Source organism: Microbispora rosea, assembly GCF_044460045.1.
Classification (GTDB): Bacteria; Actinomycetota; Actinomycetes; order Streptosporangiales; family Streptosporangiaceae; genus Microbispora; species Microbispora rosea.
The window spans coordinates 1,266,779-1,292,437 of the sequence record NZ_JBITJO010000001.1; the positions used below are offsets into that span (position 1 = coordinate 1,266,779).

Below are 25,659 nucleotides of genomic sequence, written 5' to 3' on the forward strand. Positions count from 1 at the left end.
CGGCGCGCCGCCGCGAAGAGGGCATGGAACGTCACCGCTGGGCATACGTTGGTGACGATGAACGATCAGCCTGCCGTGATCCCCCCGCCGCTGCCGCGCCGCACGGTGCTGGCCGCCGCGCTCGCCGCCGTGGTCGTCCCGCTCTCGGGATGCGCGGGCACGGCGGGCGAGGCCGCCTCGGTCGCCTCCCGTGAGCGGGTGACCCCGCCCGCGTCGGAGCGGTCCTCCGCGAGCCCGGAGCGGTCCTCCGCGAGCCCGGAGCCGTCGGCACGGGACCTGCCCGCGCCGGACGCGGCGGTCTCCAAGGACCCCGAGCGGCTGGCCGACGCACTCACGCGTACGGTCGGGCGGCTGCGTGACGCGATCGACGACTGGAGACGTACGGGTGACCCCGCGAAGGGGGAGGCGCCCGAATCGGTGGTCCTGCTGTCCCTGTACGAGCAGCGCGTCTACCGCTATCTCGCCCGCAATCCCGCGGTCGCGTCCCGCACCTACGGAAAACTGCCGAAGGACATGGCCGCGCGGGCGCGGGACAACGTGACGGCCATCCGCGACCTGCTCTCCCTCGCCCACCCCGTCAGCGGCCCGATCAAGATCAAGGTCAGACCGGCGGAGCCCGCCGACGCCCTGCTCGCCGCCTTCCGGCGCGCCGAACGCCGGTTCGGCGTCGAGTGGGAGGTGCTGGCGGCGGTGATGCTCGTGGAGACCAAGTTCGGGCGGGTGCGCTCGCCGAGCTACGTGGGCGCCAAGGGGCCGATGCAGTTCATGCCGGGCACCTGGAAGGCGTACGGCATGGGCGGCGACATCGACGACACCGGCGACGCCCTGCTCGCCGCGGCCAACTACCTCCACGCGTCGGGCGCGCCCGGCGACTACCGGCGCGCGCTGTACGCCTACAACCACTCCCAGGCGTACGTCGACGCGGTCCTGCTGCACGCGCGCCAGATGAAGCGGGACATCCGGAACTACTACGCCTACTACACCTGGCAGGTCTACGTGATCACACCGAAGGGCGAGCGCCGCCTGACCGGCCCCTGACGAGAAGGCGGCAGGCGGGGATCCGTAACCGATGCCGCCTTTCGCGCGACTCATCCTTCGGGAGCGATCGCGTACGGGAGGTCGGTTGTGCGGCGGCTGACGACTGATGCCGGAACGAAGCCCATCGGGCCATCTGCTGGAGCCGCGCTGCTTCGGGGAGCCGCGCTCCTCATCGCGGCGGTGCTCGGCCTGCCGGCGCTGAGCCCGCGTCCGGCGCTCGCCGACGACATGTCCTGCGGATTCGGGCCTCCCCGCTCGTCATGGGTGGAGACGTCCGTGGTCGTCGCGGAACGCGGCCACGACACCCCGGTGATGACGAGCACGACGCGCGTCGGCGTCCCCCGCGACTGGCCGGGGGCCGCCGCCCTGCTCGGCGACGGGAGCGCCGTCGGCTGCCTGCTGCCGCCCGGCGGCACGCCGAGCGTCACGATGCCGGCCGACGGCGCCGACGTCGTGGTCCAGAGCACCCGGGAAACCCCGCTGGAGCTGTACGACACCGAGTGGGGCGCGGAGTCCGCCGGGCTGTGGTCGAGCCGCACGTCCGGCGACACCCGGTTCGTCGGGCTGCTGCCCTCGCCCGCGGACCTGCCGCCGGGGCTGGCCGGGGCACGGTGGCGGACCGTGGTCGTCAAGACGCCGGAGTTTCGGGCACGCACCGTGACGCCCCTGCCGTCGGAGGTGCTTCCCGGCGGCACGTACGTCTGGCGCGACGGCGCGGCCCCGCCGCGTGTCGAGGTCGCTCTGCCGCTGTCCGCGCGGTCGGCGTTCCAGCGCTGGAGCGGGGTGCGGGGGCAGGACGTGCTGACGGTCGCGACCTACCTGGGCTTCGCGCTGCCCTACCTGCTGCTGGCCGGGCTGCTCGTGGTGCTGTATCGGCGTTCCGGCGACCGGGACGAGCGCGCTCTCGTCAGGATCACCCTCGGCGCCCTGGCGATGATCACGGCGACCGAGGCGGTGCTGATCGTGGGCGTGCTGACCGGCACGCTCTTCCTGGCCGGCCTGTTCCAGGTGCCGGAGACGCTGGCGATCGTCGTGGTGGCGGCTCCGCTCTGCCTGGCGGTGCGGGGGCTGGCGCGCACCGGACTCCGGTGGGGGCTCCCCATGCTCGCCGGTGCGGTGCTCGCCGCCGTCGGCGGGCTGGCGCTCCTGGCGGCACGGCTCTTCGGCGATCAGCCGTCGGACCCCCTGCGGGTCGCGCCGGCCGTGGTCACGGCGCTGCTGCTCACCGGGGCGGCATGGGCGATCGCGGTCCGGGCCGCCCGCGTCCGGGGCAGGACGCCGCGCGCCGTGCGCGCCCTGCTGTGCTGGAGCGTCCCCGGCCTCGCGCTGCTGACCCTCGCCTACGTGACCCAGACGGCCGTCGTCGGCCTGCGGACCTCGGGCTTCCTGCCGGCCGCGGCGACGTCGCCCTTCTTCCTGCTGCGCAGCCTCGCCTATCTGATGTGGCCGCTGGTGGTGCTCCTGCTCCTGCTGCTGCTCCGCCTGCACGGGCGGCGTACGGACTCCGTCGGGCCGTCCACCCTGTGGCTCCTGGTGTTCCTGTTCGTCGTGGGCACGATCAGGTGGCTCAACACGTACGCGGGAATGCCCTTCCCGCTCGCCGGGCTCGTGGGGCTGGCCGCGCTGCCCCTGCTGCTGCGGCTGACGCGGCGGGCCGAGGTCGCCGACCCGGGCGTGTCACGCCGCAGGCTCGCGATGATCGTGGACGAGTACCGGGACCTGGAGCAGCGGGAGAAGGGGCTGCGGCGCCGCTGGGCGGCGGGGGAGCTCGACGACGAGGAACACACCAAGGAGGCCGGGCCGGTCGTCGGCCGCATCCGACGGCTCCGCATGGAGATCGGCCTCGACCCCGACAGGGAGGACGGCCTCAGCCCGCTCGACGTCGCGCTGTCGCGCGGCCCGGGGGTGACGTGGTGGGCGAACGCGCGGCTCGCCGCCCGATACGCGTCCTACGTGGGCGCGCCCGCCGCCGTGTTCCTGATCTGGGCCACGTGGAGCACCGACAGCCGGGGACACGACGGCTGGCTCGACCGGCTCGGCGATCCCGACGGGTTCTACGGCCTGGCCGGCGACCTGATCGGCGGGCTGCTGATCTGGCCGGTGGCGGGCTTCGTGCTGGGCGCGCTGTGGCGCCGCCTGCCCGGCAGGCGCGGCTATCTCAAGGGCGTCGTGCCCGTCCTCGCGTACGCCGCGGCGACGGGGGCCCACGCCGTACTGAACAACGTCATCGGCCAGGCCCCCGTACGCGGTTCACTCGTGCGGGTGCTGCTGCTGTTCCTGGTGCTGACCGTGGTCGCCGTCCTCATGGACGCGCGGACCCTCCAGACCCGCCCGGGTGGTCTCGCGTCGCGGCTCACCCCCGTGGCCGTCGTCTACCGGCTCGGTACGGCGGGCAGCGGGATCGCGCTCATCGTCGCGCAGGCGGCGGCCGTCCTCGGCCTGTGGAGTCAGCTCAGGAACGGCATCGACATCACCTCGCAGGTGGACACCTCGGCCCAGGCGCAGGCCGGCGCCGACGCGCAGGTGCTCCTGGGCCGCGTGGACAGATGAGGACGCATCACGGGCTCACAGGGCGGGGTAGGCGTTGTCCACCAGCATCACGAACTGCTCGTGATGCCAGTCGCCCGCCAGCGGCGCGTCGGGGAGGGCGCCGGTCGGCCGGATCCCGTTCGACCAGGGCGTGAGGGAGCCGTTGGGGTCGCACATGCGGTCGAGCAGCCGGTCGGAGTCCTCGGGCAGGAGCGGTCCGCCCGCGCCGTCCGACTCGCCGGGCCGCTTGATCCACAGGTAGGCGTCGACGCCGGGGACGGGAGCGGCGACCGGCCGCGCCCCCAGCCCCGCGCCCTTCTGGTTGCACATCGCGCTGCGCGACGGACGCCGGTCGGCGCGGCTCTGGTCCACGTAGGTGTTGACGTCGAGCGAGGTGCTCACCGCGGTGGGCCGGTCCGGCCCGCCCCAGCCGTCGCGCGAGGTGTCGACGACCACGCCGAGCAGGCTGGAGAAGCCCTTGGCGATCAGGGCGTTCCGCATCGCGAGGGCGTAGTCCCGTTCGTTCAGGAAGGGGTTCCAGTCGATGAACCTGCTCAGCTTGATCGGCTGGCCGGCCACGACCTGTTCCGGGTCGGTCAGGAAGGGCTCCACGAGGGGGACGTAGTCCCCGACGTTCGTGGCGATGCCGTCGGGGCTGTTCAGGCCCGCCGCCGTGCCGCGTGCGGTCTCGGTGATGGAGGTCGCGAGCGCGGCGAAGTTGTCCTCCCAGCCGGCCCATCCCGTGCTGCCCGCGTCGAGGTACGTGTAGACGTTGGGCAGGGGTGCGAGCTTGTCGAGGGCGTAACGGATGCCCATCACGTACACGCCCGACGCCGCCGCCTGGTCGCACGGGTAGGTGCTCGTCCTTCCCACGATGAGGTCGATCAGGGCATGCGGCTCGATGACGGCCGCGACGCGCAGGTGGCGATATTCGGGCCTGGCCAGGAGGGCGGCGACGGGGTCCACGAACTCCGCCTTGTAGCGGTTGAGGCCGTTCTCCTGCTCGTGCAGCTCGGCGGTGGAGACCAGCGACCGGCAGTCGCGGTCGGGCAGGTCGTGGAGGACGAGCGTGACGTATCCGGCTCCCTGCTCGACGGCGGTGTCGAGGTGGTCCTTCAGCGTACGGGCGACTCCGGAGCCGCCGGTGACGTCCGCGATCCGGTCGAGCCAGACCGCGGTGGGCGTCTGCTTCAGGCCGCGCATCTTCTGCGCGGTCGCGTCGTCCACCTTCGTGGCGGAGGACTCCACGTCGGCCGCCCAATCGGGGTCCACGTACCCCCTGACGCCGGCGAACGGGTTGTCCACCGGCACGTCCCCGCTGGGGCTGGGGCTGGGGCTGGGGCTCGGGCTCGGGCTCGGACTGGGGGAGGGACTCGGTGACGTGCCCGGCACGACGACCTGGCAGGGCACGCCGGCGAATTGGAAGTCCGTCGGCGGCGGGTTGCTCCCGGTCCAGGTGCCGTTGAATCCGAGCTGCAGGGACCCGCCGGACGCCAACGCGCCGTTCCAGGACTCGTTCTCGGCGACGACGCGGTTGCCGAGCTGGGTCCACCGGGCCGACCAGCCCTGCGTGAGCCTCTGCGAGCCGGGGAACGTGAACGTCAGTTTCCAGCCGGTCAGCGCTTCGCCGGTGTTCCTGACCGTGATCCCGGCCGTGAAGCCGCCCGAACTCGTTCCCCACTGGGTGGTCGCGTAGGTCACCTGACAGGTGACCGCGGCGCCGGCGGACGCCGCACCCACGACCGGCGTCGCCACGGCCACCGCCGCGACGGGGACCGCCGCCGCGGCGGCCGTCAGGATCCTGCGGGCAAACCGTGCGTCGCCGAAGGGCATGGGCGATCGTCTCCAGGGTGCGGTGACCGGCTCTGGCCTGCCGGCGCCCGTTCCGGTTCGCGCATGGGGGCCGACGCTCCCAGATTCGGCAACGGCCCGGCTCGTGTACACGGTTCGCCGAAGTGGAAATATTCGTTTCCGCGCCGGATTCACCGGAATCGCGCGGCACCTCGGGAAACTCACGCACGCGAATCGCCGATCGCCGCCGAATCCGGTGAAATATTCACCGGCGTGATCGCACCATGACCGACGCGGCGACGGGCGGCCGCGCGTCGTCATCCCCGGTCGGCGCGGGGCGTTTCCTGGTCGCCGGCGACGACCAGGCCGGATTCGTACGCGAAGACGACGGCCTGGGCGCGGTCGCGCAGGTCCAGTTTCGTCAGCAGGTTGCTCACGTGGCTCTTGACCGTGTGCTCGGTGACCACCAGATCCGCGGCGATCTCGGCGTTGGACCGGCCGCGTGCGAGCAGCCGGAGCGTATCCATCTCCCGGTCGGTCAGCTCACCGAGTCGCTGCCGCAGCCGGGGCCGGGCACGTCCACGCCCGACGAACTCGGCGATCAGGCGCCGGGTGATCGCCGGGGCCAGCAGCGACTCCCCGCCGGCGACCAGGCGGACGGCGCGTACGAGGTCGTCCCGCCGCACGTCCTTGAGCAGGAAGCCACTGGCTCCGGCGCGCAGGGCGTCGTAGACGTACTCGTCGACGTCGTACATCGTCAGGACCAGCACCTTCGCGTCGGTCCTGCGGCACACCCGCGCGGTGGCCTCGACGCCGTCCACGCCGGGCATCCGGATGTCCATGAGCACCACGTCCGGCTGCAGTTCGACCGCCTTCGCGACGGCCTCGGCGCCGTCGGCCGCCTCGCCGACCACGGTGATGTCGTCGTGGGCGTCGAGGATCATGGCGAAGCCGCCGCGGAACAGGTCCTGGTCGTCGGCGACGAGTACGCGCAGCATGCCGTCAGCCGATCGGCAGGGTCGCGGTGACGGTGAGACCCGGGTTCCCGGCCCGGACGGCGAGGCGGCCGCCGCACGCCGTGACCCGCTCCCGCATCCCGATCATGCCGTGTCCTTCCCGTAGCTCCCGTGCGCCCCGTCCGTCGTCGGCGACCTCCACGTCCAGGGTGTCACCGGACCAGCGGAGCCCCACGCGGACGGTGCTCGCTCCAGCGTGCCGGATCGTGTTCGTCAGCGCCTCCTGGATGATCCGGTACGCGGCGATGTCCACGTCGGACGGAAGGCGCCGCGGCTCGCCGCGTACGTCGGCGGAGACCTCCAGGCCCGCCCGGCGGGCGTTGTCCAACAGGCCGGGCAGGGCGTCGAGCCCCGGCTGGGGCCCCCGGGCCGGAGCCGGACCGCCGGATGCCTCGCTTCCGCGCAGCGCGCCGAGGATCAGGCGGAGCTGGCCGATCGCGTCCCGCCCGGCCGCCGCGATCGCCTCGAAGACCGCCTCGGCCTTCTCCGGGTGATCGCGCATCACCAGCGGGCCGGTCTCCGCCTGGATCACGATGAGGCCGACCGAATGGGTCACGATGTCGTGCATGTCGCGGGCGATCCGGGTGCGTTCGCGGGCGACCGCGGCGGCGCGCTCCTCGCGGATGCGGGCTTCGCGCTCCCGCTCCGCGTCCCGGCCGGCCCGCCGGGCCCGTGCGCCCACGCCGACGGCGTACGCGGCGACGATCGCGGTGAGGAGATAACGGTAGGTCTCCAGATTCTCGTGCGGGACGACGAGCGACACGGCCACGCCGGCGACGAGACCCGCGATGCCCGCGGCGCGCCGCGCCCGGGACAGATCCGCCGCCGCGAACGTGTAGGTGCACACCAGCACGCCGTAGGGAAGCAGCAGCACCACCAGGGTCGAGGAGTGCGGCAGCGACTTCGCCGTGATCGCCAGGATCGTCGTGGCGCAGCCCACGACCGCCCCGACCGAAAGAATGGCGCGACGCCGCCACAGCACGGGCACCGACATCAGCACGGCGAGCACCACGGCCCACCACGGCTGCCGGTGCGGGAGGAGGACGGGCGTCACCGTCATCACGGTGACGGCGACGGCGATCGCGACGTCGGCCCTTGAGGGACTGAGGATGCTCGCCCGCATGACCGGCTCCGGGGGGTTGTCCGAGGGAACCCGGCAAGGCTATGCGCGCGGCGCCCGCGGTCGCCTCCGCCGCCCGGCCGATGGCCGTCTCGCTCCTTCGAGTGAGAGGCCGTGCCCCGGCCGTCCGAGTGCTTCAGGTCCCCGCGACCGGCCCCCGGTTCGCTCTCGCCGGTGATGTGCCGTCCAGGCCGGATCCCGGAGGGTCGGGGCGGCTGGAGAAGGAGGCTGCTCGATGAATCCATCGATTCGACGTCTGGCCGTGGCGCTCGCCGCCACGGCGTTGTCGGCGACGCTGTTCCATTTCGGCACCGGGCTCACGCCGGTGCCCTGGCTCACCTGGCTCGCACCGCTCCCGGTGTTCGTCCTCGCTCACCACGTCGGCGCGCGCACCGCGTTCCTCGCGGCGTCGGCCGCGTGGCTCGGCGGTGAGACGGCGATGTGGGGCTACTTCCTCGACACGGTGCAGATCCCGCCGCCGATGGTCGTGTCGATGCTCGTCGGGTCGGCGCTGCTGTTCGGGCTGGTCGTCCTGTCGTCGCGGGCGCTGATGCGGAGAGGACGTCCGCTGGCGGCCGCCGCCGTCGTGCCGGCCGCCTGGGTCGCGGCCGAGTACGCGGTCTCGGTGCTGTCGCCGAACGGGGCCTGGTGGAGCCTGGCCTACACCCAGGCCGACGTCCTTCCGGTCCTGCAGACCGCCTCGGTCACCGGACCGTGGGGCATCACCTTCCTGGTCCTCGGGGTTCCGGCGGCCGCCGCCGCGCTCCTCGCACCGCTTCCCGTAGCACCGGGGGCGGCCGGGCGGCTGCGGGTGGCGGTGACCGCCGTGGTCGTCCTGGCCCTGGCGGTGGGGTACGGCGCCTGGCGGCTGCGCGCGCCGTACGGGGACGACTCGGGCGCGGAGAAGGTGGCGCTGCTCGCCGCCGACGGGGGCGACTGGGCGCCGGTCGCCTCGGCGGAGGGACGTGCCCTCCTCGGGCGATACACGGCGCGGATCCCGGACCTCGCCGCACGCGGCGCGCGGGTGGTGGTCATGCCGGAGAAGGTCTTCATCGCCGACGACGCGACGCTGCCCCTGCTGGTGGCGCCGCTGGCGCGGCTCGCCGCCGACCACCACGTCGACATCATCGTCGGGCTGGTCCTCAAGCGGTCGGGCACCCTCCGCAACGCGGCCCTCGACGTGCCCGCCGACGGGAGCCGGCCGGTCGAGTACTTCAAGCGTCACCTGATCCCGGGACTGGAAAGCGACTTCCGACCCGGGGACCGCAACGCCTTCGTGCCCGGTTCGGGCTCCCGCTGGGGGATCGCGATCTGTTTCGACCTGGACCTGCCCGGCCTGGTGCGCGACTACCGCAGGAGCGGCGCCACGGCGATCTTCGTGCCGGCCTGGGACTTCGACCGGGACCGCTGGCTGCACGGGAGGATGGCGGTGACCCGGGGTGTCGAGACGGGGCTCACCGTGGCACGCGCGGCGCGCAACGGCGACCTGGTCGTGAGCGACGCCGACGGCCGGATCAGGACCGAGGCGCACAGCGCGGACGCGCCCGTCGTGTCCGCCCTCACCGCGCTGCCCGCCCGCTCGGCCGACACGCTCTACACAAGGTTCGGCGACTGGTTCGCCTGGGCCTGCGCGCTCCTGCTGCTGCTCGCACTCGCGTCCCCGGCCCTCGACCGGCGCGCGGCAGGCGTCCGGCGCGTGCGGGCGGCGAGCGCCGCCGCGCCGTGACGGGGCACTACGGGGAACCGCCGTCGAACGAGAGACCACCCCCGAGCTGGGCCGCCACCTCTAACTGGTCGTAGAAGAGCCGATGGCTGAGGATCACCCCGCCCTCCACGGTGGAGAAGCTGCACGAGCGCAGGAGGACGGCCCGCCCGGTGCCCTCCAGCACGTCCCCGCCGGGGAAGAGGAGGGGTCCCTTGTGGGTGCCGCTGATCGTGAACTCCGCCGCCACGGTGTCTCCGAACAAGGTCACCGACTGCGGGGTGATCACCATGTTGGGGTACGCCTCCAGCCACTGGGTGTAATAGGAGGCGATCTCCTCCCTGCTCTCGGCGATGCCGTCCGGGGCGACGAGCACGGCCCGCTCGTCGAAGCACTGCGCCAAGGCGTCGAGGTCATGACGGTTGATGGCCTGTCTTAGCCTGTCCACGGCACGAAGCACTTCGGACATCTGACGTTCCCTTCCCCCCGACGAGAGCGGCCGTACGGTACGCATGCGCCGTGACCGGCATGACGAAGCCCGGACATCGGCGGCTTTTTCACGATAACCCAGGTCACAGGCTGGGTCGTGTGAGTCGACGGGGACTCAGGACTCGTCAGCGCCCCTGTCCTGTGCCTTCCACGGTCCCTCTATCGGGCCCGCTGCTCCCGTGAGCGGGAAGCAGCGGGGGTCCGGCCGAGGCGGGCGAGGATCTGGTCGAAGCGGGAGGCCTCCGGGGCGGTGGGCACGCTCGGCGCGAACGCGGCGCCCGGCCTCTCGCGATACTCGCCGTCCGGCACGGCCAGGGCGATCGGCCAGGCCGCCTCGGCCAGGTCGGGGTCGGGGTCGTAGGCGATCCCCAGTGTGCGGGCGACGTCCCACCCGTGGACCAGATAGTCGATGAAGTGGAAGCCGATGGCGTGCGCGGCCGGGAACGGCGCGTCCACCCCCACGTGGGGAAGGACGAACCCGCGGTCGAGCACCCCCTCGGCCGCGAACGCGGCGGTGAGGCGCTCGGCGGCCGCGGCGTAGGCCCAGACGGGGTCGGGGGCGGGCCGCTCCCGCCACGCGTCGAGGTTGGCACCGCGGCCCTCCGCCGCGGCGGCGAAGCCGAGGTGCTGGGCGGTCATGTGCGCGAGCAGGTCGGCCAGAGTCCAGCCCGCGCAGGGGGTCGGGCGCTCCAGGTCGCCGGGGCGCACCTCGGCCACGATGTCGACGCTCGCCTGCACGGCCCGCCGGTCCAGTTCCCGCATGTCCATCTTTCCTCCAATTTCATAAGCGCATGCAGACAATATGCACATGCTTATTGTCTGTCAATGCCTAAGCTGTGGGGCATGCCCGACCGCCCCGATCTCGCCGCGATGGCGGCCCCCCTGACCAGGGCGCTGATGGCCGCGGAGACGCCGATCCTGCGGGAGCACGGCCTGTCGATGTGGGCGTACGCCGTGCTTCTGCGTCTGGACGAGCGGCCCGTGCGCACGCAGGCCGCGCTGGCGGAGTCGATCGGCGCCGACAAGACACGCATCATCAGCGTCCTGGACGACCTCCAGCGCAGAGGGCTGATCGAGCGGAGCCCGGACCCGGCCGACCGGCGCGTCCGGCTCCTGTCCATCACTCCCGAGGGTCGCCGCCTGCGGGACGCGGCTCAGGCGGGCATCCGCCGGATGGAGGAACGGCTGCTGTCCCGGCTGCCCGACGACGACAAGGAGGCGTTCGTGCGGGTGTTGCGGGTCCTGTCCGCTCTGCCTTCGCAGGAGTTCCGGTAAATCCCGTTGATCGATGATGGGCCGATGGTTACGGTGTGCCCCCATGTCTTTGCAGTTGACCCGTCTGGTCGATCCGCACACCGGCACATCGAGTCACCGTCTGGCCTGGGTGGCCTCCCGGCCCGACGGCGCGCCCGCGGGATCGGCGTACCTGCGCCTGTTCACCGCCGCAGGGCACGAGCATCTCGCCGAGCTCGACCTGCACGTCCACCCGGCCGAGCGCCGCGCCGGGGTGGGGTCGCACCTGCTCGGCGCGGCCCTGGCGGCGGCGCGTGAGGAGGGCAGGCGGTGCGTCACCGCGGAGGCGGAGGCCGGCGCCCCCGGAGAGGCGTTCCTGGCCGCGCGGGGGTTCCGCCCGGCGCTGGGGCTGACGTTCACCCGCCTGCCGATGGCCGGGGTGGACCCCGCCGTCCTCGGCGGGGCCCTCCCGGAGCCGCATCCGGGATATCGGCTGGTCTCCTGGGAGGGCGTCGTCCCGGACGAACTGGCCGGGACGTTCGCCGAGTCCCGCCGCGCCATGGACGACATGCCGATGGACGGCCTCGATTACCGGCCGGCGCCCTGGGACGTCGCCCGGGTCAGGGCCGCCGCCGAGGCGATCGCGCGGCGTGGCGAGCTCCTGCACACCGTCGCCGCGGTCGACGAGGCCGACGGGACGATCGCGGGCTTCACCGAGCTGGTGGTGCCCGGCGACGGCACGGGCGACGGGCAGCACTACGGCACCGGCGTCCTTCCCGAGCACCGCGGGCGCGGCCTCGGCCGCTGGATGAAGGCCGAAATGATCCGGCTGGTCCGGGAACGCCACCCGGACCTCGGCGGGCTGCTCGCCGACACCGCCGACGGCAACACGTACATGCGGGCCATCAACGACGCCTTCGGCTACCTGCCGACGCACCGGACCGTGCGGTACCGGCTCGACCTCTAAGGTCGTTCTGACATCTGCCGGGCGCGACCGCGTCGGGTGGCAGACTGGGAAGGAATCGGACCGAAGAGGAGGTCGAGATGACCACCGAATCGGCAGGGCGGGTCTCGTGGCCGGGCCGCTACTTTGAGGACTTCCCAGTGGGCGGCATGTATCGGCATCCGCTGGGGCGGACGGTGGCCGCCACGGACAACATATGGCAGGCCCTCCTGACCCAGAACGCCATGCCTGCGCCCGACGACAAGATCCGGGCCAGAGCCGCTGTCGCCGAGGCGCTGGGCGAGTTGAAGGACAGATGATCGACAGGCCGCGACTGGAGGCTGCCCGCCGATTGCTGAAGCAGGGAGGTCAGGAAGACACCTGACCGCCGGATCGGCGGCGCGACGGCAGTTGCGGTCCACCAGGAGGTGTCATGAACGCGCCGACCGACGTGCTGGAACTGGTACGAGACGGCGCGGACCTGATCGTGCCGATCCACCACGGCGAACCGCACACTGTCATTGATGCTCTTGAGGCCCACGCCGACCGCTTGACCGGTGTTCGGATCCATCAGATGGATCCCGCCCGCGAACGCCCCTATATCAACGGCGAATACCCAGGGCGGCTGACCCATGTCAGCTACTACCTGGGGCCTGGTTGCCGGCAGGCGTACTGGAACGGCACGTGTGAGCTCGTCCCGGCGCACTTCAGCGAGATGCCCCTGCTGCTACGCGAGCACACCCGGCACTCCCTGGTCCTGGCCGCCTCGACCATGCCCGACGAGCAGGGCTACTTCAGCCTGGGCACCAATGCCGACTACGTGGCCGCCTTCATCGGTGAGGTGCCGTTCTTCCTGGAGGCCAACCCGCGGATGCCGCGCACTTTCGGACAGAACCAGATCCACGTCAGCCAGGTCGCCGGCTGGTGCGTCGCCGACTACCCCCTGCGGGAGACGATGCCGGCCGTATCCGACGACCGGGACACGCGCATCGCGGAACTGGTCGCCGAGCGCGTGCCGAACGGGGCATGCCTGCAGATCGGCGTCGGCCGCATCCCCAACGCGCTGCTGGCCGAGCTGGCGGGGCACCGCGATCTGGGCGTGCACACCGAGGCGATGTCCGACGGCGTCATGCACCTGGCGGAACAAGGCGTCGTCACCGGCGTGCGCAAGAAGCTCCAACGCGACAAGCATGTCGCCACCTTCTGCATCGGCACCCGGCGTTTCTTCGACTGGCTCGACGGCAACATGTCGGTGGCCATGCTGCCGGTCGACTGGGTCAACGACCCACGAGTGGTGGCCCGCGAACCCGCCATGATGTCGATCAACGCCACCAGTGAGATCGACCTCATGGGCCAGGCGGCCAGCGAGACCATCGCAGGTCGTTACTGGTCGGGCTCGGGAGGGCAGGCCGACTTCGCCCGCGGCGCCATGTACTCCGACGGGGGACAGGCGTTCCTCGTCACCCACGCGACCACCAGCGACGGCATCAGCAGAATCAAGGTCCAGCTCGGCCGCGCCACCCCGGTCACCACGCTGAAGAACACCATCGACCACGTCGTCACCGAGTACGGCATCGCTGAGCTGAGGGGGCGCAGCATCTCCCAGCGCGCGGCCGCGCTGATCGCCATAGCCCACCCCGATCACCGCGACCGGCTCACCTACGAGGCCCGCCACGCCGGGTTGTTGCATTGAACGGCGCCACAATGAGGGAGGGGACCGGGCATGAACGATATCGCCATTCACGACACCGACGCCGCCCACCAGCGGCTATCCGCGGGGGTGCGCGAACTCTGTGAGCGTTTCGGCGACGAATATTGGCGCGCCCGCGACCGCGAGCGGGCCTATCCGGAGGAGTTCGTACGCGCCCTCACCGAGGCCGGGTACCTGTCAGTCCTCATCCCGAAGGAGTACGGGGGGCTGGGGATGGGGGTCACTGAGGGAAGCATCATCCTGCAGGAGATCAACCGTTCCGGCGGGCACTCTGCCGCCTGCCACGCCCAGATGTACACCATGGCACCGTTGCTGCGGCACGGCAGCGAGGAGCAGAGACGGCGCTATCTGCCCGAGATCGCGACCGGCAGGCTGCGGCTGCAGGCATTTTCCATCACCGAGCCCGAGGCCGGATCCAACACCACCCGGATCCACACCATGGCGGTGCGCGACGGCGAGGACTACGTGGTGACGGGCCACAAGAACTGGACCAGCCGGATCGCCCAGTCGGACCTTCTGATGCTGCTGGCCCGCACTCGTCCGCCGGCGGAGGATCCCGCTGAACGGGCCGAGGGCATCAGTCTCTTCCTCGTCGACCTGCGTAAGGTCCGTGAGGAGCAGCCCGGCACGCTGGTCATCGAACCGGTCCGCACCATGTTCAACTACGCCACCAACCAGGTCTGGTACAAGGGCATGCGGATCCCCGCCGACAGCCTGATCGGCGAGGAGGGGCAAGGATTCCGCTACGTCATCGACGGCTGGAACGCCGAACGCATCCTCCTGGCCTCCGAGGCCATCGGCGACGGGTACTGGTTCCTCGACCGGGCGGTCGCGTACGCCAGGCAGCGTGACGTCTTCGGTCACCCCATCGGGGCCGATCAGGGCGTGCAGTTCCCGTTGGCCCGCGCCTACACCCAGGTCGTCGCAGCCGACCAGATGCGCACCCGCGCGGCCGCCCTGTTCGACAGTGGGCAGCACAGCGGAGCTGAGGCGAACACGGCCAAGTTCCTGGCGAGCGAGGCCAGCTGGCAGGCGGCCAACGTCTGCCTGGACACCCACGGCGGCAACGGGTTCGTGGATACCTGGGACGTCGAGCGGAAGTTCCGCGAGACCCGCCTTTACCAGGTCGCCCCTGTCAACAACAACCTGATCTTGGCCTTCCTCGGACAGCACGTCCTCGGACTGCCCCGCTCCTACTGAACGATCACGATCGTCACCAAGGGGCACTGGCTAGCGGCTCGTGAAGCCGTGCCCGAGCGGCGGGCCCAGCCGCAGCTGAAGAGCCGGATAGCGGGGCGCGTCGAACCCGAGGGACTGATACAGCTCGATCCCGTACGACGTGGCGTTGAGGTCGATCGTCCGGACCCCGGTCTCGGTGCGATACCAGGCGAGCAGCGCGTCGAGACAGGCGCGGGCGAGGCCGAGCCGGCGGCGGCGCCGGTCGGTGCAGATGTTGAAGACGTGGCCCTGCAGGCCGCTCGGGTTCGTCGGCCCCGGCGCGCGGGAGTCACAGGTGCCCGCCGCACAGCTCACCACGCCGAGCGCCGGGTCGTCCACCACGAACGCGGCGAAGTCCCTCGGATCGCTCAGCCGCCGGGTGAACCACGCCTCGGCCGTCGCCCGCCAGGGCGCGCTCTCGTCCCCGACGTCCGCCCCCATGTCCTCCAGCATCACGGCGCGCAGGCGGACGAGGGCCGCGGCGTCCGCCGCCCCCGCCCGGCGGACCACGGTCCCCGAGATCGTCATGGTCACCATTGTGGCCGTGCCCGCAGGCGGAAGCGTGATCCCGATCAGGCCGTGGCCGCGCCGCTCTGCGCGGCGGCCACGACGTCCTCCAGCCGGCCCATCGCGTGGTAGGTGCCGAACACGTCCATGTAGTCGCGCGTCTCCACGATCTCGCCGTTCCGTACGCGCAGGGTCAGCAGGCCCGTGGCCCGGAACGGCCGTCCGTCGGGCTCGACCGTGCCGGTGGCCTCCCACTCGCCGATGACGACCTCGGGGTCGGCCGCCTCGTGGACGACGACGTCGTGGAGCTCGGCGATCCGTACGGGGCTCGCGCCCCACGCGGCCCGGTAGAGGGCGCGGATCTCCTCCCGCCCCTCCAGACGGCCGGGGAACAGCGGCGCCCGGAACGGGAACGTGTGCAGGGCGTCGGCGGCGTAGAGGTCGGCGAGGTCGTCGGCCGACCTGCCGACCATCGCCCGGTGGTAGCGGGCCAGGACCTCGCGTGGGGTGAGTCGCATCCGTATCTCCGATCGTTCAAGCGCTTCACTCAACAGCTGTTGAGACTCAACGACTGTAGAGTGAATGGGCCGATCGGTCAACGCCGGTAGAGTCGACGCGTGGAGGGGACGCCGACGAGCCGGGCAGAGCGCCGGCGCCGCACCGAGGAGCGCATCCTGTCCGCCGCGCGCGCGATCTTCGCCGAGCGCGGCTTCCAGCGGACGACGATCCGGGCGGTGGCGGCGGCGGCCGAGGTCGATCCGGCCCTGGTCATGCAGTACTTCGGGTCGAAACAGGAGCTGTTCGAGCAGGCCGTGCGGATTCCGTCGATTCCGCCGCTGGACGGCGAGCTGGAGCCGGTCGAGGAGCTGCTGGGCAGGATCGGCATGAAGATGGGGCCGCTGCCGCAGGCGACTGTGGCGATGATGCGCTCGATGCTCACTCACCCCGACGCCGCCGATGAGGTGCGCGGCAAGCTCGACGCCCAGGTGGCGCAGCTGGCGGACGCGATCGGCTCCGGCGACGCCGAACTGCGGGCGGCCCTGATGGTCAGCACGATGCTGGGCGTGACGATCGCCCATCAGCTGCTCGGCCTCACGGCCCTGCGCGACGCGTCCCCCGAACGGATCGCCGAGGCGCTCCGCCCGTCCCTGCGCTCCCTCGCCGACGGCTGAGGAGGCCGTACGGCAGGACCGCGCGTGGGACTCCTGAGAATCCCGTGACCTGTGTGATTAGAGCGCTCGGCCGTGGGCAGTGCCGCTTCCATGGTCATCTCGGCTTCCCCCGGCACTCGGCGAAGTGAGCGGGGGCTCTGTCCGGCCTGCGTGCGTGAGCTGTTCGACCGGGCCGGCCGCAGGTATCTGTATCCGCTCGTCTGCTGCGACGACTGCCGCCCGCCCTCTGCCGACTCGCCCTCTGCCGTCCTGTGCGAGGACTGCGGACGGGAGAGCCGGGCGCCGGACGTCCGCAGGTCCGCGTCCGTCGCGACGGGCTGCGCGACCTGCGGCCCCGCCCTCCGGTGGGAGGCGGCCACGGGTGCGGACGCGCTGACCGCGGCCGTCGCGGCGATCGGGGCCGGGGGCGTGGCCCGCGTGCACGATCTGTTCGCCGACCAGGTGGTCTGCGACGCCAGGTCCGAGCAGGCGCTGGCCCGCATGGACGGCGCGTCCGGACCGGTGCGCGTGCTGGTGAGGAACGTCTCGATTGCGCGGGAGGTGGCGACCCTGTCCGGTCCGGACATCCGCGCGCTGGTCGAGCGGGCCGAGCCCGCCACGCTGGTGCGGCTGCGCGAGCCGGTGCTGCCCCGGGCCGTACGGCGCGCGACCCCCGACGCCGACCTGTTCCTGCCGCGCACTCCGTTGCAGTATCTGCTCACCGCGCACATGGACGGCCCGCTGGCCGTGTGGGACCGGTCGGGCGACCAGGCGGACGAGTGGCCGTGCGACGGGACGCTGACCGTGAGCGGGCTCGCGCGCGCCGGGCGCCGAAGCCGGACGACGGGGTTGCCGGCTCGCCTGGCGCTGGGCGGGGCCTCCTCCGCCTTCATCAGAAGGGAACCGGCCGGGAGCCCGGCGCCGTCGCCCCTTGGCACTTCCTGACGCGTCACGCCCTCACGTGGGCAGGGGAGCGGGCTCTGCCCGCTCCCCTGCCCAGTGTGATCCGCTGAGTGTGATCTGGTCAGGCGTTGGCGCAGATGGCGTAGACGCTGATGCCCACGGTGTTGTAGGAGTTCTGCCGGCCGAGGGCGATCCATCCGGTGCCGTCCGGGGTGGGGAAGCTGCCCACGAGCACCGCGTCGTTGCCCTGCGCCTCGCCGCCGCCGCCCACGGCGCGCTTGCCCGCGGGGCAGTACACGGTGCGCCGGGTGAAGTTCGGCACGTTCGCGTTGGGCAGCGTCACGATCTGGTAGCCGTCGACGACGGCTGGGGACGTGGTCTGCGGGCCCGCGTCGGCCAGCGCGCCCGCGCCGGTGACCGTGAGCCCGGTGAGGACCAGCGCGCTCATCGTGATTGCCTGAACAAATCGCACGTAAAAGCTCCGTTGTATCGGAAATGACCGGATTTCGGATCGAAGAATCGGGTGTGAATGGCGCAACGCCGTCCCCGTCGGATCCGTCGCCACATCTACCCTTGATCGTCTTCGATCACACGTCGCAATGACGTATTTACTCCCCGTAGTGCATGTGTCGGCTCCGGCATGACACAAGGTCACGACGGTCCATGCGAGGCTCGGCGCGGCGCCGGGGGCGGCCGTTCGGCCGTGGGTACGTTTCTGATCGGGAGGATCGCCATGAGAAAGATCGTCGCTGTCGCCGTGTTCGCTGCGATGACCATGCTCGGCACGGTCGCCGCAGTCGCGTCGGTGGCCGCCGGGACCGGCGGCCACCCCAGGACCGGCCCGTGGGCCGGGAGTCCGCCGCAGGCGCTCGCCCTGCCCAAAGGGCCCGTGCCGCCCAAAGGAGGGGTGCAGCGGCAGGAGGTGAGCCAGAGGCAGTACGACATCCTCGTCGGCCAATGCCGCTACGCGAAGACGCCGGAGGCGCGGGACCGCTGCCGCACGCAGGTGCGCGAGCAATACAAGGTGGGCACGTTCAACCCGGCCCTCGACTGCCGCACGTACTCCGGGGTCAGCGTCTGCGGCGTTCTCGAACTCAGCGCCGCGCAGCGCGCCTGCGTCCAGGAGTCGGTGGGCGGCGGGCTGACCCGCCGGCGGGCCGAGGTGGAGTGCTACGCCTTCCGCTGAGTTGCCGGATCGCCGCCCTTTCCGGCGAAATCTCCGGTCCAACCTAATAATTTGGCCAAACCGCAACTTTCCGTGATCTACCCTGCGGGGGTGGACGCCAACAGTCAGGGTGCCGCCGAACTCCTGGAAGCGCTGATGCGAACGGCGGCGCGGTTCAGCGAGATGGGGCGGTCCGTCTCCCGCGACTTCTTCCCCCACGTCCGCGCCGAGCCCGTCTCCGACCTGGCCGGGCCCGCCGTACGGCTCGGCGCCGCGCTGGCGCTCCCGGGGCACGACCTCGTGTTCGAGACCGCCGTCGCGGTCGGCGAGGAGACGTTCAGCGTGCGGGGCGGCCTCGTGCTGGACGGCGAGGAGGACATCCTGGTCCTGCCGTCCGTCGAGACCGCCGACGCGGTGGCGTGCGCGGCCCTGCTGGACCGGTACGCCGACGAGCTGATGACACCGGCCCGCTGGCACGTGCAGCGGCTGATCGAGTCCTGCGAGGAGGACTTCTGACGCCTCACAGCGCCTGGAGTCCCTGGATCACCTCGCGGAGGATGCGCTCCTCGGGCAGCTGGGCGACCGTGGCCTGCGGCCGCGCGTTGATCAGCCCCTGGTCGCGCAGGTCGCCCAGCAGGATGCGCACGACGTTCAGCGACATGCCGAGCTCCGAGGCCAGGTCGGCCACAGAGAGGGGGATCCGGCACAGTTGCAGGATCCGCCAGTGCTCGGGGGCCAGCCCGGAGACCCCGCTGTACGCCGCGGGAGCCGTCCTGATGATGGTCATCAGGTCGAAGTCGGGCCCGCTCGGGCGCGTACGGCCACGGGTGAGCGTGTAGGGGCGCAGCAGCGGCCCGTCCTCGTGTTCTGTCACGAGTCCTCCTGAGCGCGTTGCCAGCCGGCCTGGAAGGAGGAGAACAGGTCGCCCCGCTCCTCTCTGAGCTGCGGCGCCAGGCTGGCCTGCCGCACCCGGCGGGGGAGGGAGTCCTGGGCGCCGCCGCCGATCGGCGGCGTGAGGGCCAGGGCTGGGGGCGGGGTCTCCGGCTGGGCGAGGCGCTCGACCGCCGGTTCCCTCGTGTCGTTCTCCACCACGATCTCCTGCGGGAGCAGGAGCACGGCGCTCGTCCCGCCGTACGGCGAGGTGCGCAGGGAGACGCGGATGTTGTGCCGCCGGGCCAGCAGCCCGACGACGAACAGCCCGAGCCTGTCGCTGTCGGCCAGGTCGAACTCCGGCGGGTCGGCGAGCCGCGCGTTGAGGTGCGCCAGCTCCTCCATGGGGATGCCGAGCCCGCGGTCCTCGACCTCGATGGCGAAGCCCCGGGCGACCAGCTCGCCCCTGACCTGCACGCGGGTCTGCGGCGGGGAGAAGACCGTGGCGTTCTCGATCAGCTCGGCGAGCAGGTGGACGACGTCGGTGACGCTGCCGCCCGTGAGCGAGTAGCCGTGGGGCATGTTCACGTCCACCCGCAGGTAGTCCTCCACCTCCTCGGTGGCGGCGCGGGCCACGTCGTACAGCCGGACCGGGTTGCGCCAGCCGCGGCCCGGGACGGCGCCGGACAGGATGATCAGACCCTCCGCGTGGCGGCGCATGCGGGTGGTGAGGTGGTCGACGCCGAACAGCCGTTTCAGCAGGTCGGGGTCGTTGATCTCCTTCTCCAGGCCGTCCAGCATGCCGAGCTGGCGCTGCAGGAGCGACTGGCTGCGGCGGGCCAGGTTCAGGAAGACCTTGTTGACGCCCTTGCGCAGCTCGGCCTGGCCGACGGCCGCCTCGATCGCGGTGAGCTGCACCGAGGTGAACGCGCGTCCGAGGTTCTCGATCTCGACGGTGCCGCTGGCCTGGGCCATCGGCGGCGTCTCGGCCGCCACGTCGACGTCCTCGCCGCGCCGCAGCCGCCGTACGAGGTCGGGCAGCCGCCGCCCGGCCAGGTCGGCCGCGGCCCGGTGCAGGATGCTCAGCTCGCCGGTCACCGTACGGGCGAACCGGAAGGAGATGAACACGGTCGCGAGGACGGCCGCCAGGCCGAGCCCGCCGACGATGCCGATGTCCCAGAGCACGCTCTGCGCCAGCGGCACAGCGCGGGCGGCGGTCGCGTCGGCGGCCGCGTCGGTCGTCTCGGTGAGCTGGCGGGTCAGGGCCTGAGCCGTCGTCGGCCAGGCGAGCGCCTCCGGCGGGAGCGGCTGGCCCGGCCGCACCCTGGAGATCACGTCGTCCTCCAGGGAGACGAACGACGTGTAGACCGGCGTGGAGTTCAGCGCGCCGTACTGCTTGAGCAGGCCGGCGTCGAGCTGGCTCGTGCCGAGCTGGTAGAGCAGGCGGCGCTTGCCGACCATCCCCGAGAAGGCGTCCCGTTCGTCCTGTGTCATCCGCCCGGACGCCTGCGCGCCCAGCACGAGCGCGGACTGCTGGCTGACCAGCTCGCGGCTGCGGGTGATCAGGATGAGCGCCTTGGTCTGTTCGATGAGGTCGATGTCCGGGGAGATCATCAGGCGGTCGTAGACCTGGTGGGCGGTCTCGACGACCGTGCTGTACTCCTCGATCGCGTCCAGGCGGGTGAGCCGGTGGTCGTCGATCTGGCCGCGCAGGATGTCGAGCCGGTCCATCTGCCGGATCAGGTCCTGGGCCCGGTCCCACATGGCGGGAGGCGTCTCGTCCCGGGCCTGCTCCGACAGGCGGGTCAGCAGGACCGCGGCGGCGTCGGTCTTGCGGCGCTGCACCTGGAGATCGGTGCGCAGCGACGAGGTGCGCCAGGCGAGGTAGCTCACCGACACGAACCGTTCGGTCTGCAGCTCGTTGATGGCCGCACTGACGGGATAGACGATGTTGTCGTAGACCTTCTGGATGCGCAGGAGCTGCTGCCCCTGCTCGATGGTCAGCTTGGCGGCGAACCCCCAGATCACCACCAGGGCGGTCACAGGCACCAGCAGAATCGCGAAAATCTTGAAGCGGATGGACCGTTTCCGACCAGCCATTAGACCTGCCCGTCGGTTACATATGTGTTAACAGTGGCGAAACCATAGCAATCGGTTAGCTGGGCCACCAGGGATCGTTCCTAACGACTTGGGCCACAGCCCCATATCGGGACAGTCTCGACGTTCCGGGGGAAAGTACTTGCCTGGGACTGTCTAGTTGTCAGACAATCCTGCCATGAACTCCAGATCGGGCCCGCTCGCGGTGGTCGCGGCGGCCGTCCTGTGGGGGACCGCGGGCACCGTGGGCACCCTCGCCGCCGCCGGCTCCGTCTCGCTGGCCGCGGCCCGCCTCGTGCTCGGCGGGGCCCTGCTGGGCGCGTTGGCGCTTGTCAGGCAGCGCCGCGCCTCCGGTGGGAACGTTCCGATGCGCCGGTCGCTGGTCTTTGGGGCCGCCGCGGTCGCGGCCTACCAGTTGTGCTTCTTCGCCGCGGTCGGCAGGACGGGCGTGGCGATCGGCACGGTCGTGGCCATCGGCAGCGGCCCGGTCTTCACCGGGCTCCTGTCCTGGATCGTCGGGCGCGAGCGGCCGAGCGGGCGCTGGGCGCTCGCCACGGCCGCCGCGGTCGCGGGATGCGCGGTGCTCGTCACCGGCGGGAGGGGAACGGGGGGCGTGGACGCCGGAGGCGTCGCGCTCGCCCTCCTCGGCGGGCTCCTCTACGCCTTCTACGCGGTGGTGGCGGCCCGGGCCATCGGCGGGGGCATGGAATCGGGGACCGTCATGGGCGTCATGTTCGGCGGCGCGGCGGTGCTCATGCTGCCGGTCCTCGCGCTGACCGGGCCGGGCTGGCTCGCGCGCCCGGGCGGCCTGCTCGCCGCGCTCTACCTCGGCTGCGCCACGACGGGGCTGGCCTATCTCCTGTACGGCCGGGGCCTGCGCACGACGCCCGTCGCCACGGCGGCCACGCTCGCGCTGGCCGAGCCGGCCGTCGCGGCCCTGCTGGGCGTCGTGGCGCTGCGCGAGCACCTGTCCCTCGTCTCGTGGGCCGGTCTGGTGCTGCTCGCCCTCGGGCTGGTCGTGGTGGCGCTGCCCGCCGGGACGCGCCCGCCGGGCACCCCCGCCCCCGAGACGCCGAAGGCGCCGGCCCGCGGCCGCCACTAGGCTCGGCACGTGACCACCCTGAGGCCCGTCTCCACCGTCGAGGCGCTCGCCGCCGCGCTGCGCGAGCGGGTGCTGTCCGGGGACATCGAGCCGGGGGCCGCGCTGCCCGAGCAGGAGCTGTCCGCCCGATACGGCGTGGCCCGCCCCACCGTGCGGGAGGCGCTGGCGCTGCTCGTCCACGAGGGACTGCTGCGGCGCGAGCGCAACCGCAGCGCGTACGTCCCGGTGCTCACCTCCGCCGACCTCGCCGACCTCATGTACGTGCGCGCGCCGCTGGAGGAACTGATGGCGCAGGCCGTCGCGGGCCGCCGGGTGGCGGCGGCGGAGGAGGCGCTGGACCGCCTGTCCGGCCTGCCGGCCGGCGCGCCCTGGGCGGCCGTGGTGGCCGAGCACATGGCGCTGCACGAGGCGCTCGTCGCCGCCGCCGGAAGCCCCCGCCTGGAGCGCCTGTACGCCACGCTCGCGGCCGAGACGCGGCTCGGGCTGGTCGGGCTCAGGCACTCCTACGAGGATCCCCACGAGCTCGCCGCGGAGCACGCCGCGCTGCTGCGCCTCGTCGCCGAGGGGCCGGCGGACGCGGCCGTTCACGCGATGCGCGAGCACCTGCGGTGGCGGCACGCCTGAGCCCGGAGGCGCTCCGGGCGGCCGGAGATCCGGATTCCCTTGCACGGCCCCGCTTCAAGTCGTCACAATCGCGCCCATGCACGGCAACCCTGTGCCGGACACCTATGTGTACGTCACCGAAGAAGGCGTGACACGTCACTACGCCGACGGCAGCGTCGAGGCCCTCGCTTGGGAGGACGTGGTCGAGGTCCGCGTCGGCGGCCACGACGATCAGGATCCGCCCGGCCAGCCGGAGGACGTCTTCATCGTCCTGCTGGACCGTGAGGGCGAGGGCTGCGTGGTGCCGCACTCGGCGACCGACGCGAGCTTCCTGTCCCGGTTGCGCTACCTGCCGGACTTCGACCTCGAACGCCTGAGCACGGCGGTCGCGAGCGCGCGCTCGGACTACGTCGTCGTGTGGCGCAGCCCGGAGCCCCCCTCCCCGTTGCCGGACCTGGAATACGACTAGAGGCCGGCGGGCGCCGCGCCGTCCCGTGAATCGTTTCGCGCGGCGAGGCGGACTTCCGCACTCCTCCGGATGTAGTTCGGTGAGTTTCCGGGGCCGGCGTCGGCCATCCAAACGGCATCGCATTCCGGCATGTTTGAATCGGAAAGTAAGGTCGGGTGCGATTGTGGAGTTGATTCGACCAAACGGTATTTCCGAGGTGTATAGGGGTAGGTATTCGCGGGATCTTCGGGCCTGCCGCGCCTCTTCGCGGTTGTATGAGTTGGCCATGTAGGTACGTTATGTATCGGCATGTATTGCCGGTATATGTCGTGCTGAGGGCCGGTCGTGCCATCTTGGACCGTTCCCGTCAAGCCCTCCAGGTGGGGTCATTGCGACCAATTGTGGACAGGAGGCTTACGTTCCCTACCGGGCGGTCGCTGTCTAACATCATCCTCGTGCGGGCACGCCCTCAAATGGGTGAGTCGTGGGTCAACCTTTGGGACGCGAGGGGCGTCAATCACCTGGACGGTCCGACTACCTAGGCGCGGTGAGATGGAATCGCAAACGGAGTTGGCGCAATCGGGGGTGTTTCCCCGTGAAGTCCATGTGCGGCTGCCGGTGAGCGTGTCGACGAGCTCCTATTCGAAGGTTCTCCTGGTGGGAGACCTGCTCTGCGCTGTCGTCGCCCTCGCCGGCGTCGAGCTCACGCGGCTGTGGTTCGGCGCCTTCATCCCCGTGTACGACCTCGCGTTCGGCGTGACCCTGACGATCTCGTGGCCGCTGGTCGTGGGCGTCGCCGGCGGCTACCGCACGCGTGCCCACGGCGAGGGGACGGAGGAGTTCCGCTCGGTCGCCCAGGCGGGTCTGGGCCTCATCGCGGCGGTCGCGATCGGGGCGTACCTCACGCAGACGAACGTCGCCCGCAGCTACGTCATGGCGATGCTGCCGCTCGCCACGGTGCTGACGCTGCTGATCCGGCACCGCCTGCGCAAGCGGCTGCACCGGCTGCGCATGAAGGGCCGGTACATGCGGCCCGTCGTGGCGGTGGGGCACCGGCAGTCCATCCACGAACTGGTGTTGCAGCTCAGGCGGCAGCCGTACCACGGCATGCGGGTGGTGGCCGCATGCCTGCCGAGCGCGCAGTACCGCAGGCAGCGCTCCCACATCGACGGCGTGCCCGTGCTCGGAGACTTCCGGGACGTGCCCACGGTGGTCGACAAGGTCGACGCCGAGGCGGTCGCGGTCCTCGCGTGTCCCGAACTCCACGGCGCCGCACTGCGCCGACTCGCCTGGGGGATCGAGTCGCGAGGGACCGACCTGTTCGTCGCCCCGGCGCTGATGGACGTCGCGGGGCCGCGCATCAGCGTCCGCCCGGTCGCGGGGATGCCGCTGCTGCACGTCGAGCACCCCGATCTCCAGGGCTCCAGGCGCCTCGTCAAGAACGGCTTCGACAGGATCGTGGCGGCCGCGTTCCTGCTCGTCCTGCTCTTCCCGATGCTGGCCATCGCGGCGGTGGTGCGCGCCACCAGCCCCGGCCCCGCCCTGTTCCGGCAGACCAGGATCGGCCGGTACGGCCGCGAGTTCCACATGCTCAAGTTCCGGACCATGGTCGTGGACGCCGAGCGGCTCAAGCCGGTTCTGGCCGCATCCAACGATTCGGACGGCGTGTTGTTCAAAATTCGGAACGATCCACGGATCACCCGCGTGGGCCTGATGCTGCGCCGCTACTCGCTGGACGAGTTGCCCCAGCTCCTCAACGTGCTGCGCGGCGAGATGTCGCTCGTCGGGCCGCGCCCGCCGCTGCCCGCCGAGGTCGAGCGGTACGGCACGGACGTACACCGGCGCCTGGTCGTACGGCCGGGCATGACCGGGCTGTGGCAGGTGAGCGGCAGGTCGGACCTGTCCTGGGAGGAGTCGGTCCGGCTGGACCTGCGGTACGTGGAGAACTGGTCGCTCCTGCTGGACCTGCAGATCCTGTGGAAGACGTGGTCCGCGGTCACCGGCGGCAGGGGGGCCTACTGAC

The 25,659-nt window shown here is 71.7% G+C and carries 26 protein-coding genes; 16 read left to right on the plus strand and 10 right to left on the minus strand.

Annotated elements, in window-relative coordinates; translation table 11 throughout:
• The first annotated feature begins 57 nt into the window (after nt 1–57).
• Nucleotides 58–1,038 (plus strand): lytic transglycosylase domain-containing protein, encoded by a 981-nt coding sequence (locus tag ACIBK1_RS06200; RefSeq protein ID WP_051762099.1) that lies wholly within the window; start codon nt 58–60, stop codon nt 1,036–1,038.
• 87 nt (nt 1,039–1,125) lie between these two features.
• On the plus strand, nt 1,126–3,588 hold the full coding sequence (locus ACIBK1_RS06205; protein ID WP_396732721.1) for a DUF6185 family protein: 2,463 nt from the start codon (nt 1,126–1,128) through the stop codon (nt 3,586–3,588).
• A 15-nt stretch (nt 3,589–3,603) separates the two neighbouring features.
• Here the strand turns inward: ACIBK1_RS06205 and ACIBK1_RS06210 are convergent, their stop codons facing one another.
• The 3 genes from ACIBK1_RS06210 to ACIBK1_RS06220 form a co-directional block, all read right to left on the minus strand.
• A complete protein-coding gene (locus ACIBK1_RS06210; protein ID WP_396732724.1) occupies nt 3,604–5,400 on the minus strand; it encodes a glycoside hydrolase family 6 protein in 1,797 nt (598 codons plus the stop codon).
• Nucleotides 5,401–5,675: 275 nt separating this feature from the next.
• Nucleotides 5,676–6,356, minus strand: coding sequence for a response regulator transcription factor (locus tag ACIBK1_RS06215; RefSeq protein WP_363416893.1), 681 nt, complete (start codon nt 6,354–6,356; stop codon nt 5,676–5,678).
• 4 nt (nt 6,357–6,360) lie between these two features.
• Nucleotides 6,361–7,497: a sensor histidine kinase gene (locus ACIBK1_RS06220; RefSeq protein ID WP_396732728.1), complete on the minus strand. Its 1,137-nt coding sequence runs from the start codon at nt 7,495–7,497 to the stop codon at nt 6,361–6,363.
• A 232-nt stretch (nt 7,498–7,729) separates the two neighbouring features.
• On the opposite strand from ACIBK1_RS06220, the gene ACIBK1_RS06225 reads away from it, so the two are divergent.
• Nucleotides 7,730–9,220: a nitrilase-related carbon-nitrogen hydrolase gene (locus ACIBK1_RS06225; protein ID WP_396732731.1), complete on the plus strand. Its 1,491-nt coding sequence runs from the start codon at nt 7,730–7,732 to the stop codon at nt 9,218–9,220.
• A gap of 7 nt (nt 9,221–9,227) precedes the next feature.
• Here ACIBK1_RS06225 and ACIBK1_RS06230 read toward each other — a convergent pair whose 3' ends face one another.
• A complete protein-coding gene (locus ACIBK1_RS06230; RefSeq protein WP_051762097.1) occupies nt 9,228–9,665 on the minus strand; it encodes a nuclear transport factor 2 family protein in 438 nt (145 codons plus the stop codon).
• Nucleotides 9,666–9,844: 179 nt separating this feature from the next.
• Complete coding sequence (locus tag ACIBK1_RS06235) at nt 9,845–10,453, minus strand: TIGR03086 family metal-binding protein (protein ID WP_396732734.1); 609 nt, start codon at nt 10,451–10,453, stop codon at nt 9,845–9,847.
• A gap of 57 nt (nt 10,454–10,510) precedes the next feature.
• On the opposite strand from ACIBK1_RS06235, the gene ACIBK1_RS06240 reads away from it, so the two are divergent.
• The 5 genes from ACIBK1_RS06240 to ACIBK1_RS06260 all read left to right on the plus strand — a co-directional run bounded on the left by ACIBK1_RS06240 (nt 10,511) and on the right by ACIBK1_RS06260 (nt 14,772).
• The gene (locus ACIBK1_RS06240; protein ID WP_363396755.1) at nt 10,511–10,960 is read left to right on the plus strand and encodes a MarR family winged helix-turn-helix transcriptional regulator; all 450 of its coding nucleotides are present in this window, start codon (nt 10,511–10,513) and stop codon (nt 10,958–10,960) included.
• Between the two features lie 43 nt (nt 10,961–11,003).
• Nucleotides 11,004–11,885 (plus strand): GNAT family N-acetyltransferase, encoded by an 882-nt coding sequence (locus ACIBK1_RS06245; protein ID WP_396732738.1) that lies wholly within the window; start codon nt 11,004–11,006, stop codon nt 11,883–11,885.
• 77 nt (nt 11,886–11,962) lie between these two features.
• On the plus strand, nt 11,963–12,181 hold the full coding sequence (locus ACIBK1_RS06250; RefSeq protein ID WP_396732741.1) for a hypothetical protein: 219 nt from the start codon (nt 11,963–11,965) through the stop codon (nt 12,179–12,181).
• Between the two features lie 113 nt (nt 12,182–12,294).
• Nucleotides 12,295–13,554, plus strand: coding sequence for an acetyl-CoA hydrolase/transferase family protein (locus ACIBK1_RS06255; protein WP_030510134.1), 1,260 nt, complete (start codon nt 12,295–12,297; stop codon nt 13,552–13,554).
• A gap of 30 nt (nt 13,555–13,584) precedes the next feature.
• A complete protein-coding gene (locus tag ACIBK1_RS06260) occupies nt 13,585–14,772 on the plus strand; it encodes an acyl-CoA dehydrogenase family protein (RefSeq protein ID WP_396732744.1) in 1,188 nt (395 codons plus the stop codon).
• Nucleotides 14,773–14,802: 30 nt separating this feature from the next.
• Here the strand turns inward: ACIBK1_RS06260 and ACIBK1_RS06265 are convergent, their stop codons facing one another.
• Nucleotides 14,803–15,318, minus strand: coding sequence for a GNAT family N-acetyltransferase (locus tag ACIBK1_RS06265; RefSeq protein ID WP_063754670.1), 516 nt, complete (start codon nt 15,316–15,318; stop codon nt 14,803–14,805).
• Between the two features lie 44 nt (nt 15,319–15,362).
• Entirely contained in the window at nt 15,363–15,815 is a 453-nt protein-coding gene (locus ACIBK1_RS06270) for a nuclear transport factor 2 family protein (protein ID WP_030510131.1), read from the minus strand.
• A 99-nt stretch (nt 15,816–15,914) separates the two neighbouring features.
• On the opposite strand from ACIBK1_RS06270, the gene ACIBK1_RS06275 reads away from it, so the two are divergent.
• Nucleotides 15,915–16,469, plus strand: a complete 555-nt coding sequence (locus ACIBK1_RS06275; RefSeq protein ID WP_030510130.1) for a TetR/AcrR family transcriptional regulator — start codon at nt 15,915–15,917, stop codon at nt 16,467–16,469.
• 90 nt (nt 16,470–16,559) lie between these two features.
• Nucleotides 16,560–17,393 (plus strand): hypothetical protein, encoded by an 834-nt coding sequence (locus ACIBK1_RS06280; protein ID WP_396733161.1) that lies wholly within the window; start codon nt 16,560–16,562, stop codon nt 17,391–17,393.
• 79 nt (nt 17,394–17,472) lie between these two features.
• Here the strand turns inward: ACIBK1_RS06280 and ACIBK1_RS06285 are convergent, their stop codons facing one another.
• Entirely contained in the window at nt 17,473–17,799 is a 327-nt protein-coding gene (locus tag ACIBK1_RS06285) for a hypothetical protein (protein ID WP_231514049.1), read from the minus strand.
• A gap of 285 nt (nt 17,800–18,084) precedes the next feature.
• Here ACIBK1_RS06285 and ACIBK1_RS06290 point away from each other — a divergent pair, with 285 nt between their 5' ends.
• Nucleotides 18,085–18,537 (plus strand): hypothetical protein, encoded by a 453-nt coding sequence (locus tag ACIBK1_RS06290; RefSeq protein ID WP_231514048.1) that lies wholly within the window; start codon nt 18,085–18,087, stop codon nt 18,535–18,537.
• 90 nt (nt 18,538–18,627) lie between these two features.
• Complete coding sequence (locus ACIBK1_RS06295) at nt 18,628–19,032, plus strand: hypothetical protein (RefSeq protein ID WP_030510126.1); 405 nt, start codon at nt 18,628–18,630, stop codon at nt 19,030–19,032.
• A gap of 4 nt (nt 19,033–19,036) precedes the next feature.
• On the opposite strand, the gene ACIBK1_RS06300 is transcribed toward ACIBK1_RS06295, so the two are convergent.
• Both ACIBK1_RS06300 and ACIBK1_RS06305 read right to left on the minus strand, forming a co-directional pair.
• A complete protein-coding gene (locus ACIBK1_RS06300; protein ID WP_030510125.1) occupies nt 19,037–19,390 on the minus strand; it encodes a DUF742 domain-containing protein in 354 nt (117 codons plus the stop codon).
• Nucleotides 19,387–21,429, minus strand: a complete 2,043-nt coding sequence (locus ACIBK1_RS06305; RefSeq protein WP_396732749.1) for a sensor histidine kinase — start codon at nt 21,427–21,429, stop codon at nt 19,387–19,389. The genes ACIBK1_RS06300 and ACIBK1_RS06305 overlap by 4 nt, the downstream gene beginning before the upstream one ends.
• Nucleotides 21,430–21,661: 232 nt before the next feature.
• Here ACIBK1_RS06305 and ACIBK1_RS06310 point away from each other — a divergent pair, with 232 nt between their 5' ends.
• The 4 genes from ACIBK1_RS06310 (at nt 21,662) to ACIBK1_RS06325 (ending at nt 25,658) form a co-directional block, all read left to right on the plus strand.
• Complete coding sequence (locus ACIBK1_RS06310) at nt 21,662–22,585, plus strand: EamA family transporter (protein WP_396732752.1); 924 nt, start codon at nt 21,662–21,664, stop codon at nt 22,583–22,585.
• A gap of 9 nt (nt 22,586–22,594) precedes the next feature.
• Entirely contained in the window at nt 22,595–23,209 is a 615-nt protein-coding gene (locus tag ACIBK1_RS06315) for a GntR family transcriptional regulator (RefSeq protein WP_030510122.1), read from the plus strand.
• Nucleotides 23,210–23,285: 76 nt separating this feature from the next.
• On the plus strand, nt 23,286–23,657 hold the full coding sequence (locus ACIBK1_RS06320) for a hypothetical protein (RefSeq protein WP_030510121.1): 372 nt from the start codon (nt 23,286–23,288) through the stop codon (nt 23,655–23,657).
• 531 nt (nt 23,658–24,188) lie between these two features.
• A complete protein-coding gene (locus tag ACIBK1_RS06325; protein WP_051762093.1) occupies nt 24,189–25,658 on the plus strand; it encodes a sugar transferase in 1,470 nt (489 codons plus the stop codon).
• Nucleotide 25,659 lies beyond the last annotated feature (1 nt).